17 protein-coding genes are annotated in these 16,084 nt (G+C 67.7%); 12 read left to right on the forward strand and 5 right to left on the reverse strand.

Annotation, left to right across the window (positions count from 1 at the left end):
• The first annotated feature begins 151 nt into the window (after positions 1-151).
• The 4 genes from rpsM to rplQ all read left to right on the forward strand — a co-directional run bounded on the left by rpsM (position 152) and on the right by rplQ (position 2,598).
• Positions 152-520: a 30S ribosomal protein S13 gene (rpsM, locus tag DFP88_RS09030; RefSeq protein WP_110814086.1), complete on the forward strand. Its 369-nt coding sequence runs from the start codon at positions 152-154 to the stop codon at positions 518-520.
• A 14-nt stretch (positions 521-534) separates the two neighbouring features.
• Complete coding sequence (rpsK, locus tag DFP88_RS09035) at positions 535-930, forward strand: 30S ribosomal protein S11 (RefSeq protein WP_110814087.1); 396 nt, start codon at positions 535-537, stop codon at positions 928-930.
• Positions 931-1,041: 111 nt separating this feature from the next.
• A complete protein-coding gene (locus DFP88_RS09040; protein WP_110814088.1) occupies positions 1,042-2,058 on the forward strand; it encodes a DNA-directed RNA polymerase subunit alpha in 1,017 nt (338 codons plus the stop codon).
• Between the two features lie 120 nt (positions 2,059-2,178).
• Positions 2,179-2,598, forward strand: coding sequence for a 50S ribosomal protein L17 (gene rplQ, locus DFP88_RS09045; RefSeq protein WP_110814089.1), 420 nt, complete (start codon positions 2,179-2,181; stop codon positions 2,596-2,598).
• A 67-nt stretch (positions 2,599-2,665) separates the two neighbouring features.
• Here the strand turns inward: rplQ and DFP88_RS09050 are convergent, their stop codons facing one another.
• Positions 2,666-3,493, reverse strand: a complete 828-nt coding sequence (locus tag DFP88_RS09050) for a DUF6473 family protein (RefSeq protein WP_110814090.1) — start codon at positions 3,491-3,493, stop codon at positions 2,666-2,668.
• Positions 3,494-3,592: 99 nt separating this feature from the next.
• Here DFP88_RS09050 and DFP88_RS09055 point away from each other — a divergent pair, with 99 nt between their 5' ends.
• Entirely contained in the window at positions 3,593-4,468 is an 876-nt protein-coding gene (locus tag DFP88_RS09055) for a 3-hydroxybutyryl-CoA dehydrogenase (RefSeq protein WP_110814091.1), read from the forward strand.
• A 13-nt stretch (positions 4,469-4,481) separates the two neighbouring features.
• On the opposite strand, the gene DFP88_RS09060 is transcribed toward DFP88_RS09055, so the two are convergent.
• A complete protein-coding gene (locus DFP88_RS09060; RefSeq protein WP_110814092.1) occupies positions 4,482-6,071 on the reverse strand; it encodes a phosphoenolpyruvate carboxykinase in 1,590 nt (529 codons plus the stop codon).
• Positions 6,072-6,341: 270 nt separating this feature from the next.
• Here DFP88_RS09060 and DFP88_RS09065 point away from each other — a divergent pair, with 270 nt between their 5' ends.
• The 7 genes from DFP88_RS09065 (at position 6,342) to DFP88_RS09095 (ending at position 11,899) form a co-directional block, all read left to right on the forward strand.
• Positions 6,342-7,043: a response regulator transcription factor gene (locus tag DFP88_RS09065; RefSeq protein WP_110814093.1), complete on the forward strand. Its 702-nt coding sequence runs from the start codon at positions 6,342-6,344 to the stop codon at positions 7,041-7,043.
• Between the two features lie 19 nt (positions 7,044-7,062).
• Positions 7,063-8,829, forward strand: coding sequence for an ATP-binding protein (locus tag DFP88_RS09070; RefSeq protein WP_110814094.1), 1,767 nt, complete (start codon positions 7,063-7,065; stop codon positions 8,827-8,829).
• The gene (locus DFP88_RS09075) at positions 8,807-9,262 is read left to right on the forward strand and encodes an HPr kinase/phosphorylase (protein WP_110814095.1); all 456 of its coding nucleotides are present in this window, start codon (positions 8,807-8,809) and stop codon (positions 9,260-9,262) included. Before DFP88_RS09070 ends, DFP88_RS09075 begins: the two co-directional genes overlap by 23 nt.
• A 19-nt stretch (positions 9,263-9,281) precedes the next feature.
• Positions 9,282-10,226 (forward strand): RNase adapter RapZ, encoded by a 945-nt coding sequence (gene rapZ / locus DFP88_RS09080; protein WP_110814096.1) that lies wholly within the window; start codon positions 9,282-9,284, stop codon positions 10,224-10,226.
• On the forward strand, positions 10,223-10,636 hold the full coding sequence (locus DFP88_RS09085; protein ID WP_110814097.1) for a PTS sugar transporter subunit IIA: 414 nt from the start codon (positions 10,223-10,225) through the stop codon (positions 10,634-10,636). The genes rapZ and DFP88_RS09085 overlap by 4 nt, the downstream gene beginning before the upstream one ends.
• Complete coding sequence (locus DFP88_RS09090; protein WP_110814098.1) at positions 10,633-10,917, forward strand: HPr family phosphocarrier protein; 285 nt, start codon at positions 10,633-10,635, stop codon at positions 10,915-10,917. Before DFP88_RS09085 ends, DFP88_RS09090 begins: the two co-directional genes overlap by 4 nt.
• Positions 10,918-11,095: 178 nt before the next feature.
• Positions 11,096-11,899, forward strand: coding sequence for a DUF1013 domain-containing protein (locus tag DFP88_RS09095; protein WP_110814099.1), 804 nt, complete (start codon positions 11,096-11,098; stop codon positions 11,897-11,899).
• A 78-nt stretch (positions 11,900-11,977) separates the two neighbouring features.
• Here DFP88_RS09095 and DFP88_RS09100 read toward each other — a convergent pair whose 3' ends face one another.
• The 3 genes from DFP88_RS09100 to DFP88_RS09110 form a co-directional block, all read right to left on the reverse strand.
• Entirely contained in the window at positions 11,978-14,146 is a 2,169-nt protein-coding gene (locus DFP88_RS09100; RefSeq protein ID WP_110814100.1) for an RNA degradosome polyphosphate kinase, read from the reverse strand.
• Between the two features lie 93 nt (positions 14,147-14,239).
• On the reverse strand, positions 14,240-14,908 hold the full coding sequence (locus DFP88_RS09105; protein ID WP_110814101.1) for a P-loop NTPase family protein: 669 nt from the start codon (positions 14,906-14,908) through the stop codon (positions 14,240-14,242).
• Positions 14,893-16,044: an AI-2E family transporter gene (locus DFP88_RS09110; RefSeq protein ID WP_110814102.1), complete on the reverse strand. Its 1,152-nt coding sequence runs from the start codon at positions 16,042-16,044 to the stop codon at positions 14,893-14,895. The genes DFP88_RS09105 and DFP88_RS09110 overlap by 16 nt, the downstream gene beginning before the upstream one ends.
• Between the last annotated feature and the right edge of the window lie 40 nt (positions 16,045-16,084).

Here is a 16,084-nt window from a genome sequence, read left to right on the forward strand (position 1 = left end):
CCCGCGACAATATCCAGCCCCATCTTAAGGATTCGGTCGTGCGGCAGCCGCCGCGCGGATCACCTGAACGACAGGCCCGCACCCATCGGCGCGGGCTTAAGTTGTGAAAAAAGGCTCTGGCGCGACGGAGCCGCAACGAAAGGATACCACCGTGGCACGTATTGCCGGCGTGAACCTCCCGACTGCGAAGCGGGTTCCCATCGCCCTGACCTACATCACCGGCATCGGTGATTCGACCGCCCGCCAGATCGCCGATGCCGCTGGCATTGATCACAGCCGCCGGGTCTCGGACCTGAGCGACGCCGAAGTGCTGGCGATCCGCGAGTACATCGACAACAACCTGACCGTCGAGGGCGACCTGCGCCGCGAGACGCAGATGAACATCAAGCGGATGATGGACCTCGGCTCCTACCGCGGGCTGCGCCATCGCCGCAACCTGCCGGTCCACGGCCAGCGCACCCATACCAACGCTCGCACCCGCAAAGGCCCCGCGAAGGCCATTGCCGGCAAGAAGAAATAAGGGAGCGCTAGATTATGGCACGCGATACTCGCGCCCGTGGTGGCAAGAAAAAGGTCTCGAAGAACATCGCCGCCGGTGTGGCGCATGTGAACTCGTCCTTCAACAACACGAAAATCCTGATCTCCGACGTGCAGGGCAACGCGATCTCCTGGTCGTCTGCCGGTACGATGGGCTTCAAGGGCAGCCGCAAGTCGACGCCCTATGCCGCCCAGCTCGCCGCCGAAGATGCGGGCCGCAAGGCCCAGGAGCATGGCGTCAAGACCCTCGAGGTCGAGGTGCAGGGCCCCGGTTCGGGCCGCGAGAGCGCGCTGCGCGCCCTGGCTGCCGCCGGCTTCAACATCACGTCCATCCGCGACGTGACGCCGATCGCGCACAACGGCTGCCGTCCGCCGAAGCGCCGCCGCGTCTGATTTCCGGTTTTTGCCGGGGCTGCGTCCATTGGCGCGGCCCCGGTTCGTCATTTTGAAACCTCGGGAGTCCGCGCTCTGGTGCAGGAGAGCGGACAGGAATGGAGGGAATGCATGATCCACAAGAACTGGGCCGAGCTGATCAAGCCGACGCAGCTTGACGTGCGTCCGGGCAGCGATCCTCAGCGCGAGGCGACCGTGGTCGCCGAACCGCTCGAGCGTGGCTTCGGTCTGACGCTGGGCAACGCGCTGCGGCGCGTCCTGCTGTCGTCGCTGCAGGGGGCCGCGATCACCTCCGTGCAGATCGACAACGTCCTGCACGAGTTCTCGTCGGTTGCCGGCGTGCGCGAGGACGTGACAGACATCGTCCTCAACCTCAAGGGCGTCTCCCTGAAGATGGAAGTCGAGGGGCCCAAGCGCCTCTCCGTTCAGGCCACCGGCCCGGGCGCCGTCACCGCGGGCGACATCAGCGAGAGCGCCGGGATCGAGGTCCTGAACCGCGATCACGTGATCTGCCACCTCGACGATGGTGCCTCGCTCTACATGGAGCTGACGGTCAACACCGGTAAGGGCTATGTCGCGGCCGACAAGAACAAGCCGGAAGACGCGCCGATCGGCCTGATCGCGATCGATGCGATCTATTCGCCGGTCAAGAAGGTCAGCTATGATGTTCAGCCCACCCGCGAGGGGCAGGTTCTGGACTACGACAAGCTGACGATGAAGGTCTCGACCGACGGCAGCATCACCCCCGAGGACGCCGTAGCCTATGCCGCGCGCATCCTGCAGGACCAGCTGCAGGTCTTCGTCAACTTCGAAGAGCCGGACAATGGCGCCGGTGCCTCGATGGACGAGGGGCTGGAGTTCAACCCGCTGCTTCTGAAGAAGGTCGACGAGCTGGAGCTTTCGGTCCGCTCGGCGAACTGCCTGAAGAACGACAACATCGTCTACATCGGCGACCTGATCCAGAAGACCGAAGCCGAGATGCTGCGCACCCCGAACTTCGGCCGCAAGTCGCTGAACGAGATCAAGGAAGTGCTGTCCGGCATGGGCCTGCACCTCGGCATGGAAGTCGAGGACTGGCCGCCCGACAACATCGAGGATCTCGCCAAGAAGTTCGAAGACCAGTTCTAAAAAAGGGCGGGCTTCGGCCCGCCCCTCGGACCTGAAACGACCCGGGCAATGATGCCCCAAGGAGAGCCGCTGACACGCATCGGTGGCCGGACAAAGCATAAAAGCTGAAGGAGTTAGACAATGCGTCACGGAAGCGGATACCGCCGTCTCAACCGCACCCACGAGCACCGCAAGGCGCTCTTCGCCAACATGGCCGGCAGCCTGATCGAGCACGAGCAGATCAAGACGACCCTGCCCAAGGCGAAGGACCTCAAGCGCGTGGTCGAGAAGCTGATCACCCTTGGCAAGCGCGGCGATCTGCACGCGCGCCGCCAGGCTGCCGCGCAGCTCAAGCAGGACCAGCACGTCGCCAAGCTGTTCGAGATCCTCGGCCCGCGCTACGCTGAGCGTTCGGGCGGCTACGTCCGCGTGCTGAAGGCCGGCTTCCGCTACGGCGACATGGCGCCGATGGCGATCATCGAACTGGTTGACCGCGACGAGAGCGCCAAGGGCGCCGCCGACCGCGCCCGTCTCGAGGCGGAAGAGGCGCTGGAGGACTGATCCTCCCCCCTTCGTTACGGCATCCTCAGGGCCCCGCTTCGGCGGGGCCCTTTGCGTTTCAGGCGGGTCAGCGTGGTGCGCTCTCCAGCGCCAGGGCGAGGGCCCGCGCGATCTGCTCATGCCCTGTCGGCCCGGGCAGGCTGGCGCCGCCCAAGCGCGGCGGCGGGGCGCCTGCGAGGGCGAGGAGGTGGTCCACCGGCTCGGGCGCGACCTCGACCGTGACGATGTCGCGGACGCGCGGGCGCAGCGCCTCGACCATCGCGCTGGTGACGAAGAGGGGCCGCTGCTTCGGCAGTCCGGAGGCGGCCTCTGCGCGCTCTGGTGCCGGCGCCGTCAGGCTCAGGAGATGCGGCGGCGTCTCCAGCCGGTCGAGCAGCGTCTGGATACGGGCCCGCCAGGCGCATTGCAGCTCTTCGCGCACAGCCTCGAAGCGGGTTCTGCAGGTCGCGTGAAGCACCTCCAGCAGGTGCCACGTGAAACAGATCTCGGAAAAATCGGTCTCGGGATAAAGCGCCTCGAGCACGCTCGAGGGCCGCAGGAAGCGGTCGTTCCGGCGCGGGTGGACCCGGTAGAATCGATTCGACATGTTCGCCGCGTCCATGACCTGCAGCACCACCTGGTCGGCCGCGCGGCAGAGCGTCAGGATCTGCGGATCATGCAGGAAGGCGTCGATGCCCGCGTTCATGCAGCCGAGGTTCAGCGCGCGATGCCCCGTCGCCTGCTCGACCAGCGCGGGGAAGGGGGTTTCCACCATCCTGCCGAAGGTCTCGGTGCTGCCGACAAAGGCGGTATAGGACGCCTTGAGAGAGCGGCGCGGGCCGCGGAACAACAGCTTCGACTGACCGTAGACGCAGGCGCCGTAGTACGGCTCCTGGCCCAAGTGCTCGTGCTTCATTGTCCAGATCCCTTCGACGTTGCGGCCAGTATGCCGCGGCGGGGTTTCGGAATGCCTAAACCGCGCCTAGACTGCGCCGGGCAGGCGAGGGGGCTGGGTATGACAATTGAGACGGTGGGCATCGTCGGGGCCGGGCAGATGGGATCGGGCATCGCCCTGGTCAGCGCCTTGGCCGGGCTGGAGGTGCATCTGACCGACGCCAGCGCCGGCGCGCTGGAGGCCGCGCCGCGCATCATCGCGCGTCTTCTGGACCGCCGCGTCGCCAAGGGGGCGCTGTCGCAGCAGGAGCGGGACGAGGCGCTGGGGCGCATCGCCTATGCGCCGGACCTCTCGGCGATCGGCGGCAGCGATCTGGTGATCGAGGCGGCGACGGAGCGCGAGGCGTTGAAGCTGGACATCTTCCGCCAGCTGGTGCCGCATCTGGGGCCGCAGACGATCCTCGCGACCAATACCTCCTCGATTTCGATCACGCGGCTGGCCGCGGCGACGGACCGGCCGCAGCGGATGCTTGGCGTGCATTTCATGAACCCGGTCCCGGCGATGGCCCTGGTCGAGGTGATCCGTGGCCTCGCCACGGATGGGGCCGTCGTCGAGGCGGCGCTGGCCTTCGTGCGGCGGCTCGGCAAGACGCCGGTCGAGGCGCGCGATCACCCGGCCTTCATCGTCAACCGCATCCTGATCCCCATGGTCAACGAGGCCGTTTTCGCCCTGCACGACGGGGTGGGGGACGTGGCCGCCATCGACGCGGCGATGACCCTCGGGGCGAACCAGCCGATGGGGCCGCTGGCGCTGGCCGACCTCATCGGCCTCGACACGTGCCTCTCGATCATGGAGGTGCTGCAGCGCGAGACGGGCGATCCCAAGTATCGTCCCAGCCCGCTGCTGCGCGCCCATGTCGATGCCGGCTGGCTGGGCCGCAAGAGCGGCCGCGGCTTTTACGACTACAGCGGCGAAGTGCCGGTGCCCGCCGGCTAGGCGCGGGCACGGGCTAGCCGATCGCCGCGGCACGCACCGCCTCGTCCACATGGGGCGCAAAACGCTCGAAGTTCTTCGCGAACAGCTGGGCGAGCTTTTGCGCCTGCGCGTCGAAGGCGGCGCCGTCGGCCCATGTGTCGCGCGGCGTCAGGAGCGCAGCATCGACGCCCGGCGCCTCCAGCGGCACCGCGAAGCCGAAGACCGGATCGCTGCGGAAGGCGCCCTGCGCGAGCCGCCCGTCAAGCGCGGCGGCCAGCAGGGCCCGCGTGGCCGCGATCGGCATCCTGTGGCCGGTGCCATGGGGGCCGCCGGTCCAGCCGGTGTTGACCAGCCACAGGTCCGGGCCATGCGCCTCGATCTTTTCGCGCAGCATGGCGCCATAGACTTCGGGGCGGCGGGGCATGAAGGGCGCGCCGAAGCAGGTCGAAAAGGTGGGCTGCGGCTCGGTCACGCCCTGCTCGGTGCCCGCGACCTTCGAGGTGAAGCCTGAAAGGAAATGGTAGACCGCCTGCGCCGGGGTCAGCCGGGCGATGGGCGGCAGCACGCCGAAGGCGTCGCAGGTCAGCATCACGACGTTGCGCGGATGCCCGCCAAGGCCGGTGGCGCTGGCGCTGGCGATCGCCTCGAGCGGGTAGGCGCAGCGCATGTTCGCCGTGATGGAATCATCCTCGAAATCCAGCGCCTGCGTCTCGGGGTCGCGGATCATATTCTCGATCACGGTGCCGAAGCGGCGGGTGGTGGCGTGGATCTCGGGCTCCGCCTCGGGCGAGAGGGAGATGGTCTTGGCGTAGCAGCCGCCCTCGATGTTGAAGATGCCGCGATCGGACCAGCCGTGCTCGTCGTCGCCGATCAGGGTGCGGTCGGGCGCCGCCGAAAGCGTCGTCTTGCCGGTCCCCGAGAGGCCGAAGAAGATGGCGACGTCCTCGGGGTCCTCCGGCGCATGGTTGGCCGAGCAATGCATCGGCAGCACCCCCCGCTCGGGCAGCAGGTAGTTCAGCAGCGTGAAGACGGCCTTCTTGGTCTCGCCGGCGTAATGCGTGCCGGCGATCAGCACGCAGCGCGCATCGAAGTTCAGCGCGATCACCGTGCCGCTGCGGCAGCCGTGGCGGGCCGGATCGGCGGTGAAGCCGGGGCAGTTCACCACAGTCCAGTCGGGCGCGAAGCGGGCCAGGGCCTCGGCGTCGGGCCGGCGCAGCAGGTGGCGGATGAAGAGGGCGTGCCAGGCAAGTTCGGTGACCACGCGGACCTTCAGCTGCGCTTGCGCGTCGGCGCCGGCCAGCAGGTCCTGCACCTGCGGCTCGCGCCCCGCGAGGTAGTCCATCATGTCGCCGTGCAGGCGCTGCCAGGCCTCCGGCGCCATTGGGGCGGTGGTGTCCCACCAGATGCCCTGCTCGGTGCTGGCGCTGCGGACGACGAACTTGTCCCGGGGGCTGCGGCCGGTATGGGCTCCGGTGCGGACGTCCAGCACGCCCCCCGGCCCCAGGTGGCCCTCCCCGGCGCGCAGCGCGACCTCGATCAGCTGGGCCTCGTCCAGATTGTGGCACGCCCTCTTCGGAAGAGGGGCGATGTCGGTAAGAGTGTCCTCCGGCGCGGTCTGCAGCATGATCTGGCCTCCTGGTCCTGCGTTCACGGAGCATAGAGGCCGTCTGGCAAGGGCGAGAAGCCTGTTAGCGCAACCGGCTAAATGTTTGCGCAACCATGATTTCTGTTCTTGCCGGGTGAGACATTTTAGCCAAAGGCAAAGCAATTCTCGTCGAATATGGCTGGCTTGAGGCGCCGATTCGCCGCTTGCTCTTGCTTGGTGGCCGAAAAGGGGCGAGGACTGGCCTTCAAAGCCGGCCCGTGCCGGTCAACAGGTATTGGAGAGGCTGCGATGAGCAGAGTCGCGCTGGTCGATGACGACCGCAACATCCTCACCTCCGTGTCGATGACGCTCGAGGCCGAGGGCTTCGAGGTCGAGACCTACAGCGACGGCCAGCAGGCGCTCGAGGCCTTCAACAAGCGCATGCCCGACATGGCGGTCCTCGACATCAAGATGCCGCGCATGGACGGCATGGATCTTCTGCAGCGCCTGCGGCAGAAGGCGTCGATCCCGGTGATCTTCCTGACCTCGAAGGACGACGAGATCGACGAGGTGCTCGGCCTGCGGATGGGTGCGGATGACTACGTGAAGAAGCCGTTCAGTCAACGCCTTCTGGTTGAGCGGATCCGTGCCCTGCTGCGCAGGCAGGAGGCAATCGCCGGCGACACCGTCGAGGTCACCGAAGAGAGCAAGGTGATGGTCCGCGGCCACCTGAGCATGGACCCGCTGCGCCACGCGGTGAAGTGGAAGAATACCGACGTCTCGCTGACGGTGACGGAATTCCTTCTGCTTCAGGCACTTGCGCAGCGTCCCGGCTTCGTCAAGAGCCGCGATCAGCTGATGGACGTCGCCTACGACGACCAGGTCTACGTCGACGATCGGACGATCGACAGCCACATCAAGCGGCTTCGGAAAAAGATGAGAAGTGTAGACGACGACTTCTCCGCTATCGAAACCCTTTACGGCATCGGCTATCGTTACAACGAGGAGTAACGATAGCAACGGTACCGGAATGACGTCCGACTCGGATATCGATGTACGCGATCTGGGGTCGGTCCGCCGTGCGGCCCGCGGCTTTCTGAAGAAGGTCGGCAACAGCGAACAGGGCAGTTCCGCCGGTGGCGACGTGCTGATCGGCGACGACTGGGTCGGCGGCACCGCTCCCGCCGCGGCCGAGCAGGGAGAGCGGCGCCGCGGCATCTGGGCCCTGAGGCGCTCGCCCATGGCCCGCAAAATCGTCACCTACAACCTCGTCGCGCTTCTGCTCATCATGAGCGCGCTGCTGCATCTGGCCCCCTCGCGGAACGACCTTGTCGAGCAGCGCGTGGCCAGCCTGTCCTACCTGGGCGTTTTCATGGGCCGGCTGGTTCAGGACGGTCAAGAGGCCAACCCGGCGCTCGGCCCTGCCGATGTGCTGCAACAGCTTGCCATCCCCGATGGGGTGGAGGTTTGGCTCTACGATCCCGAGGGGGCCGTCACGACCCGGGTCCTGCCCGAGATCACGCCGGCGCCGGTCCGAATGCCACGAGAGCGGGCGACCCCGCTTTCGGATGTCCTCGACGCCTTGGGCACGGCCGTGTCGGGACTGCGACCCTGGGCCGAGGAACATCCGCAGATACTGTCCGAGGACGATTATCGCGGCGTCCTGACGCGGGTTCTGGCGCAGCGTGTGCGGTCCGACGGAGATATTGCCACCGAGATCAGCGAGTCGTTGGACGGCTCCACCCTGTTGACCGCTGCATCGCCGCTTCTTGGTCCGGAGGACGAGTTGACGGGGTACACGCTGGCCCTGATCGGCGAGGCGCAGTTCTTCGATTCGCTCCTGCGCCAGGAACACGAGCGCGTGCTGCAGGTGCTGATGATCGGCGTGATCGTCTCGGTCGTATTCAGCCTGATGCTGGCCTCGACCATAACCAACCCGATCTCGGATCTCGCCGCGGCCGCCGAAAGCGGGCGCGACCGCAATGCCCGGAAGATGGCGCCCTCGCGCGTTCGCATTCCCGATCTGACCGCGCGCCCGGACGAGATCGGTCGCCTCTCGGCGGCGCTGCGCGGCATGGTCGCGGCGCTGTATCACCGGATCGACAGCAACGAGCAATTCGCCGCAGATGTCGCGCATGAAATCAAGAATCCGCTCGCCAGCCTGCGCTCGGCCATCGGATCGCTGCGCATGGTCAAGCGCGAGGATCACCGCGACAAGCTTCTCGACGTGATCGAGCATGACGTGCGGCGCCTCGACCGGCTGGTGACCGATATCTCCAGCGCCTCGCGGCTGGACGCCGACCTCGTGAAGGAAGAGGAAGAGCGATTCGATCTGCTCAAGATGTTGAACAACCTCTCCGATCACCTCGGCGAGGAGGCCGCCGGCAAGGGGATCGAGTTCATCGCCGACCTGCCGGGCACGCCGGTCCATATCCAGGGCCTCGAGGGGCGGCTCGCGCAGGTTTTCGTCAACCTGATCTCCAACGCGATCTCCTTCTGCGACGATGGCGATGCGATCCGCATCTGGGCGCGGCGCCGGGCGAACCGCGTGCTCGTCGTGGTCGAGGATACCGGCCCCGGCATCCCCGAGGACGCGCTGGCCAAGATCTTCCAGCGGTTCTACTCCGAGCGGCCGCAGGATCAGTTCGGCGACAACTCCGGCCTCGGCCTCGCCATCTCGAAGCAGATCGTCGAGGCGCATGGCGGCGTGATCTGGGCCGAGAACATCCGCCCGACCGAGGCCGATCCCACCTCCGATCCTCTTGGCGCGCGTTTTGTCGTCGGCCTTCCCCTCTGACACGGCGGGCGCCGCGCAGCCTCTGATCCTGCATGCCACCTGCGCCGCCTGGCAGGGGCGGGCGGTGCTGATCGGCGGCGCCTCGGGCAGCGGGAAGTCGGCGCTGGGGCTGGCGCTGCTGGGCTGGGGCTGCGACCTTGTCGCCGACGACCGCACGCTGCTCGGCGTCGAGGGCGGCGCCCTGACCGCCCGCTGCCCGCCGCGGCTGCAGGGGCTGATCGAGGCACGCGGCGTCGGCCTGCTGGCGGCCAGGGCGGTGCCTGAGGCACGCGTCGCGCTGGCCGTGACGCTGGACAGCATCGAAACGGAGCGCTTGCCGCCGCGCCGCAGCATTTCCCTTCTTGGAATCGAAATCCCGTTCCTTCACAAGGTCGAGACGGCCCATTTCGCCGCTGCGATCCTGCAGTATCTGAAAGCGGGACGGAGTGATTGAGCCAGGTGGATCCCAGCCCATGACAGCGCACACGGAAGGGCCGGCCCGGGCCGGCACGGACGACGGACGCCAGCGCGTGGTGCTGGTCACCGGCCCCTCGGGCGCCGGGCGGACGACGGCGATCAACACGCTCGAGGATCTGGGGTTCGAGGTGATCTCGAACCTGCCGCTGTCGCTTCTGCCCAAGCTGATCGACGGGCTGCGGCTGTCGCGGCCGATCGCGCTGGGGGTCGACGTGCGCAACCGCGATTTCAGCATCGACGCGATGCTGGCCGCGATCGACCGCCTCGCCTCCATGCCGCAGATCGCCGAGCAGGTGCTCTACCTCGACAGCGACGAGAGCACGCTGGTGCGCCGCTATTCCGAGACCCGGCGCCGCCACCCCCTCGCCCCGGGGGAGGTGCCGCTGGCCGGCATCCAGCGCGAGCGCGAGATGATGGTGCCGATCCGCGGCCGCGCCGACGTGCTGATCGACAGCTCCGCGCTGACCCCGCACGAGCTGCGCGCCGAGGTGGAGCGCTTCTTCGCCCCCGGCGGCGGGCCGGGCCTGTCGGTGACGTTGCAGAGCTTCTCCTACAAGCGCGGCCTGCCGCGCGGCGTCGATCTGGTCTTTGACGTGCGGTTCCTGTCGAACCCGCATTGGGTGCCCGAGCTGCGCCCGCTGGATGGGCGCGATCCCGCCGTCGCAGAGCATGTTGCCGCCGATCCGCGCTTTGACGGCTTCTTCACCAGGCTGTGCGATCTTCTGGTTCCACTGCTCCCGGCCTATCGCGACGAGGGGAAGACGCATCTCACCGTCGGCTTCGGATGTACCGGCGGGCAACACCGCTCCGTCGCCTTGGTGGAACGGTTGGCCAAGACCCTTGCAGAGGAAGGATGGCAGGTGTCTAAACGTCACAGAGAGCTGGAACGCCAGGCCGGGACACCGGGCGCGGCGGCCGCAGGTCAGGGACAGGCATCGTGATCGGTATCGTCATCGTGGCGCATGGCGGCCTGGCGCGGGAATACCTTCTCGCGGTCGAGCATGTCGTCGGCCAGCAGCCCGGCATGCGCGCCATCACCATCCGCCCCGAGGACGACCGTGCCGCCAAGCAGATCGAGATCTGCGCTGCCGCCGATGCCGTCGATTCCGGTGACGGCGTGGTGATCGTGACCGACATGTTCGGCGGCTCCCCCTCGAACCTTTCCCTACGCGCCTGTTCCCTCTCGAACAGGCGTATTCTTTACGGGGCCAACCTGCCGATGCTGATCAAGCTGGCGAAATGCCGGCGCAAGGCTGTCCCCGAGGCGGTGCGCGCGGCGCTGACGGCGGGGCGCAAGTACATCGACAGCCTGATCGTCGACCCCGCGATGGAGCAGCAGACCGGCTCATGAAATCCGCGCAGGCCACGCACCGCACCCTGACCATCGTCAACGTGAAGGGCCTTCACGCCCGCGCCTCGGCCAAGCTGGTCGAGCTGTGCGAGGATTACGAGGCCGAGGCTGTGATCAGCCGCGACGGCATGTCCAGCACCGGCGACAGCATCATGGGCCTCCTGATGCTGGGCGCGGGCAAGGGCAGCACGATCGACGTCGTCACCAGCGGGCCGCAGGCGCAGCCGCTCGCCGAGGCGATCGAGGCGCTGGTCGCGGCGCGCTTCGGCGAAGACGACTGACGCGCCGCCTTCGGGGCGGGTTTTGCCCCGCAGGCCGAGAGGGCGCGCGAATTTGTGGCTTTTCCTGCCGCCTCCCGACCCCTATATGGGGTTTTGAGTTCCCCGACAGCGTGAACCGGGATCGCCACGGCGATCCGCCCCGGCGGGGCCGGGGAGAGATATTGCTTGAGAGGTAGCGATGGCCGATAAACCGATCATGGCGCGCGCGACCGCCGTCTGGCTGGTCGACAACACGACGATGAGCTTCAAGCAGATCGGCGATTTCGTCGGCATGCACGAGCTGGAGATCCAGGGCATCGCCGACGGCGATGTCGCGACGGGGGTCAAGGGCTTCGACCCCGTGGCCAACAACCAGCTGACGCAGGACGAGATCGACCGTGCCGAGAAGGACCCCCGGCACAAGCTGAAGCTCAAGTTCAACCCCTCTTCCGTCGGCGAGGAAAAGCGGCGCGGCCCGCGCTACACCCCGCTGTCCAAGCGGCAGGACCGCCCGGCCTCGATCCTCTGGCTGGTCAAATTCCATCCCGAGCTGGCCGATGCGCAGATCTCCAAGCTGGTGGGCACGACCAAGCCGACGATCCAGGCGATCCGCGAGCGCACGCATTGGAACATCGCCAACCTCGATCCGATCGACCCGGTCGCCCTGGGCCTGTGCAAACAGTCCGAGCTGGACCAGGCGGTGCAGAAGGCGAACGAGCGCAAGATGCGCGAAGGCACCGCGATGTCCGACGACGAGCGGCGCAAGCTGGTCTCGACCGAGCAGAGCCTCGGCATGCCGGCGGAGCCGCGCGTGCCTTCCTCCATCTCCGGCCTCGAGGGGTTCACCCTGTCGGGCAATGACGACGAGGCCCAGCCTCGTGACGAGGCGCCGGCGCAGGACGACGAGGAGGAGGAGACCGAGCGCGACTACGCCAATGCGGACAGCCTCTTCAACCTGCCCGCCGGCGGCAGTGACGACGACGAGGAGGACGAGGGCCGCTAGGCCCCGCCCCGACCCGAAGACAAACGGCCGGCCCCCTCGGGGTGCCGGCCGTTTTTCGTTCGGGGCCTGCGTGCCCGGCTAGTCGTCGCCGTGGGTCAGCTGCGGCACGTCGTTGGCGCCCGCGCTGCCGCGCCCCGAGAGGGAGGGGTTCTCCATGAAGAAGCGGTGCGCCGAGAAGGGGCGCCCGTCCTCCGGCAGATCGGCGCGGGTGAAGCGGCCGTCCGGCCCCATGACCCAGCTTTGCGCCACGTCGGCGAGATTGGCGGCCATGATCTGCTCGACGATCTGCGCCTTGACGGTGGCGTTCTCGATCTCGACCAGCGTCTCGACCCGGCGGGTCAGGTTGCGGCCCATCCAGTCGGCGGAGCTGATGAAGACCCGCGCCTTGCGCGAGGGCAGGCCCTGGCCATTACCGAAGCAGACAATGCGGCTGTGTTCGAGGAAACGCCCGACGATGGATTTGACGCGGATCGTCTCGCTCAGCCCCTGAACGCCGGGGCGCAGCCCGCAGATGCCGCGGATGACGAGGGTGATCTTCACGCCCGCCCGGCTGGCCTCGTAAAGCTTGTCGATGGTCTCGGCCTCGATCAGGCTGTTCATCTTGGCCCAGATCTCGCCCCTGCGGCCGGCGCGGGCATGGGCGATCTCGGCGTCGATCATCTCGAAAAGCTCGGATTTCAGCGACAGCGGCGAGATGGCGAGGTTCTCCAGCCCCTCGGGCTGGGCATAGCCGCCGATGTAATTGAAGACCTTCGTCGCATCGCGCCCCAGCGCCGGATCGCAGGTGAAGAACGACAAGTCGGTGTAAATCTTGGCGGTGATCGGATGGTAGTTGCCCGTGCCGTAATGCGTGTAGGTCACCAGCCGGTCGCCTTCGCGGCGCACCACGGTGCTGATCTTGGCATGCGTCTTGTACTGGGTGAAGCCGTAGACGACATGCGCGCCCGACCGCTCCAGCCGGCGGGACTGGCGGATGTTCGCGGCCTCGTCGAAGCGGGCCTTCAGCTCCACCAGCGCGGTGACGGACTTGCCCTCTTCCGCGGCATCGCAGAGCGCCTCGACGATGGGCGAGTTGCGCGAGGTGCGGTAGAGCGTCTGCTTGATCGCCACGACATCGGGGTCCTGCGCCGCCTGCCGCAGGAAGCGGACCACCATGTCGAAGGTCTCGTAGGGGTGGTGCAGCAGCATGTCCTTCTGCCGGATCGCGGCGAACATGTCGCCGTCGTGGTCCTGCACCCGTTCGGGCACGCGCGGGCTGAAGGGCGGCCAGAGAAGCTCTGGCCGCTGGTCTGTCACCAGCTCGCTGAGATCGCCGATGCCGATTAGGCCGTCGACCTCGACCACCTCCCAGTCGGTGATGTGCAGCTCGCCCATGATGGTCGATTTCAGCGCCTCTGGCGCGCCGACAGAGAGCTTCATCCGCACGACCTCGCCCCGGCGGCGACGCTTCAGCGCGGTCTCGAATTCGCGCACCAGATCCTCGGCCTCTTCCTCGACCTCGAGGTCGCTGTCGCGCAGGACGCGGAAGGTGCAGTGGCCCTTCATCCGGTAGCCCGGGAAAAGCCGCGAGAGGAACATGAGCAGCAGCTCTTCCAGCGGCAGGTAGCGCTGGCCCATCTCGGAGGGCAGGGCGACGAAGCGGTCGATCTGGTTCGGCACCGGCAAGAGCGCCTGCAGCCCGCGCCGGTCCGAGATGCGTTCCAGCTGCAGGGCGAGGGCCAGCCCCTCGTTCGGGATGAAGGGGAAGGGGTGCGCCGGGTCGATCGCCAGCGGCGAGAGCACGGGAAAGACGTGGTTCAGGAAATAGTCGTCCAGAAACTGCTGGTCGGCCTCCGTCACGTCGTCGCGACCCAGCACGTCGATGCCGGCCTCTGCCAATTCGTCGATCAGCGCGGTGAAGACACCCTGCTGGCGGTGCATAAGCGCCCGCGCCTCGACGTCGATCTCGCGCAGCTGCTCGGCCGGGGTCAGGCCGTCGGCGGCGGGCGTGGTATTGCCGGCCTGCGCCAGCTCTCGCAGGCCGGCGACGCGCACGGTGTAGAACTCGTCGAGGTTGCTGGCGCTGATCGACAGGAAGCGCAGCCGCTCCAGCAGCGGCACGCGCGTGTTCTCCGCCTCTTCGAGGACGCGGAAGTTGAAGCCCAGCCAGCTAAGCTCGCGGTTCACGAAGCGGGCGGGGCCGGTCATGTCGCCCTCGGGCGCCTGCGGGGCGGGGAACGGGTCCGAAAGGAAGTCTGCTTGTGCCATCGGTCCCCTTGTTCTGCCGTCTTGCAACGGCTTCGTGACTGCCGCAGGGGCAGTATCGAAATTGGCTGGCGGAGTGTCCAGAGACCCGCCGCGTCAGCCGTCCCGCTCTTCGAGGATGCGGCGGGCCAGCGCTCGGGTGACGGGCCGCCGCTCGCCCAGGGCGCGGTCGTCGAGCTGGGCGACGATCTCGGCGGCGGCGGCAAAGCTGCGCTCCATCCGCCACAGAAGATAGGGCAGCAGGTCCGGCCCGATCGGGATCTGCCGGTCCGAGAAATGCTTGGCCAGCACCGCCTCGAGCAGGCGGTCGTCCGGATCCTCGATCCGCACCACCGAGGTCGCCTGCAGCCGGCTGGCGAGATCCGGCAGGGCGATGTTCCAGCGGCTGGGCGCCCGGTCCGATGTCAGCAGAAGCTGGCCGCCGACGCGGGCGAGGCGGTTGTGCAGGTGAAACAGCGGCTCTTCCGCCGCGCGGGGCAGATGCTCGACCCCCTCGACCACCAGCCGGGCGCCCGCCTCGGGCTGCTGGTCGAGGGCCGAGCGGTCCTTGGCGTCGATGATGCGGGCGTCGCATTCGGTCTGCCAGACGCGGGCGAGGTGGCTCTTGCCGCTGCCCGAGGGGCCGACGAGCGCCAGCTTCCCCTCCGGCCAGGGCGCCGGGCCCAGCAGCATCGCATGGGCGGCGGCATTGGCCGAGGAGACGAAGAAGTCGTCCGCGCCGAAGGCCACCTTGGGCGGCAGGGGCAGGGTCAGCTGCCGGGCCATTCGCCCCCCGCGCGTGCGTCGAGATCGATGTTGGTGCCGCTGCCGCCGGTCATCGAGGGATCGACCGTGCCGCGCGCCGGCGTGCCGCTGGAGCCGCGGTAAAGCTGGCTTTCCTTGTAGCGCTCCACCCCGAAGCGGGCGAGCACCCCCAGCGCCGCCGAGACCGGCACCGCGACCAGCAGCCCGACGAAGCCGAAGAGCGCCCCGAAGACTGCCAGCGCCAGCAGCAGCCAGACCGGGTGCAGCCCGACGCTGGAGCCGACGAGCTTCGGCGTCAGGATGTTGCCCTCGACGAACTGGCCGCTCTGGAAGACCGCGTAGACGCCGAGGATGTACCACCACTCGCCCCAGAACTGGAACAGCGCCAGCCCGATCGAGAGGGTGAAGCCGATGACCGCGCCGAGGTAGGGAATGAAGGTCACGAGGCCGGCAAGCGCCCCGATGAAGATGCCGAAGTTCAGCCCGATGATGCCGAGGGCGACGGCGTAGTAGGTGCCGAGGATCAGGCAGACGAGGCCCTGCCCACGGATGAAGGAGGCGAGGGTCGCGTCGATCTCGCGCCCGAGGCGGCGCAGGGTGGGGCGGTGATCGCGCGGCAGAAGGTCGTCGATGCGCGCGACCATGTTGTCCCAGTCGAGCAGCAGGTAGACCGAGACGACCGGAACGATGACGAAGAGCAGGACGATGTTCATCACCCCGGCGGCCGAACTGAGCACCCCGTTGATGATCTCGCCGGCGCGGGCCTGCACGGCCTCGCCGATGCGGCCCAGCTGTTCGCGGATCCAGTCGGCATCGCCGACCTGCGGGTAGTTCGTCTCGATCCAGTCGCGCACGGTGTCGAAAAGCTGGGGCAGGGCGGTCTCGCCCAGCTGCCGGGCCTGGCTGGCGAGGGTCGAGACCAGCAGCGGCACCGCGACGAGGATCGCCACCAGCGCAATGCAGGTGATCAGCGCCACGGCGAGCCCGCGCGACAGCCCCAGCCGTTGCAGCCTGTCGGCCACGGGATCAAGGATATAGGCCACGCCCGCCCCGATCAGGAAGGGCAGGATGACATCGCCCAGCAGCCACAGCAGGACGAGGAAGACCGCCGCCGCGAGCGTCCAGATCAAGGCCTGTTGACGGGCCGAAAGTGCCACCGCGACCTCCCTTTGCTGCACCGGCCTATGTCATCGGATC

Origin of the sequence: Pseudoroseicyclus aestuarii (genome assembly GCF_003217255.1) — a bacterium.
In the GTDB taxonomy this organism is placed as follows: domain Bacteria; phylum Pseudomonadota; class Alphaproteobacteria; order Rhodobacterales; family Rhodobacteraceae; genus Pseudoroseicyclus; species Pseudoroseicyclus aestuarii.

What these genes read in the sequence shown, in the direction of transcription:
- rpsK (WP_110814087.1), top strand. Translation starts at nt 535, where the DNA reads ATGGCACGCGATACTCGCGCCCGTGGTGGCAAGAAAAAGGTCTCGAAG.
- DFP88_RS09040 (WP_110814088.1), top strand. Translation starts at nt 1,042, where the DNA reads ATGATCCACAAGAACTGGGCCGAGCTGATCAAGCCGACGCAGCTTGAC.
- rplQ (WP_110814089.1), top strand. Translation starts at nt 2,179, where the DNA reads ATGCGTCACGGAAGCGGATACCGCCGTCTCAACCGCACCCACGAGCAC.
- DFP88_RS09050 (WP_110814090.1), bottom strand. Translation starts at nt 3,493, where the DNA reads ATGAAGCACGAGCACTTGGGCCAGGAGCCGTACTACGGCGCCTGCGTC.
- DFP88_RS09055 (WP_110814091.1), top strand. Translation starts at nt 3,593, where the DNA reads ATGACAATTGAGACGGTGGGCATCGTCGGGGCCGGGCAGATGGGATCG.
- DFP88_RS09060 (WP_110814092.1), bottom strand. Translation starts at nt 6,071, where the DNA reads ATGCTGCAGACCGCGCCGGAGGACACTCTTACCGACATCGCCCCTCTT.
- DFP88_RS09065 (WP_110814093.1), top strand. Translation starts at nt 6,342, where the DNA reads ATGAGCAGAGTCGCGCTGGTCGATGACGACCGCAACATCCTCACCTCC.
- DFP88_RS09070 (WP_110814094.1), top strand. Translation starts at nt 7,063, where the DNA reads ATGACGTCCGACTCGGATATCGATGTACGCGATCTGGGGTCGGTCCGC.
- rapZ (WP_110814096.1), top strand. Translation starts at nt 9,282, where the DNA reads ATGACAGCGCACACGGAAGGGCCGGCCCGGGCCGGCACGGACGACGGA.
- DFP88_RS09090 (WP_110814098.1), top strand. Translation starts at nt 10,633, where the DNA reads ATGAAATCCGCGCAGGCCACGCACCGCACCCTGACCATCGTCAACGTG.
- DFP88_RS09095 (WP_110814099.1), top strand. Translation starts at nt 11,096, where the DNA reads ATGGCCGATAAACCGATCATGGCGCGCGCGACCGCCGTCTGGCTGGTC.
- DFP88_RS09100 (WP_110814100.1), bottom strand. Translation starts at nt 14,146, where the DNA reads ATGGCACAAGCAGACTTCCTTTCGGACCCGTTCCCCGCCCCGCAGGCG.
- DFP88_RS09105 (WP_110814101.1), bottom strand. Translation starts at nt 14,908, where the DNA reads ATGGCCCGGCAGCTGACCCTGCCCCTGCCGCCCAAGGTGGCCTTCGGC.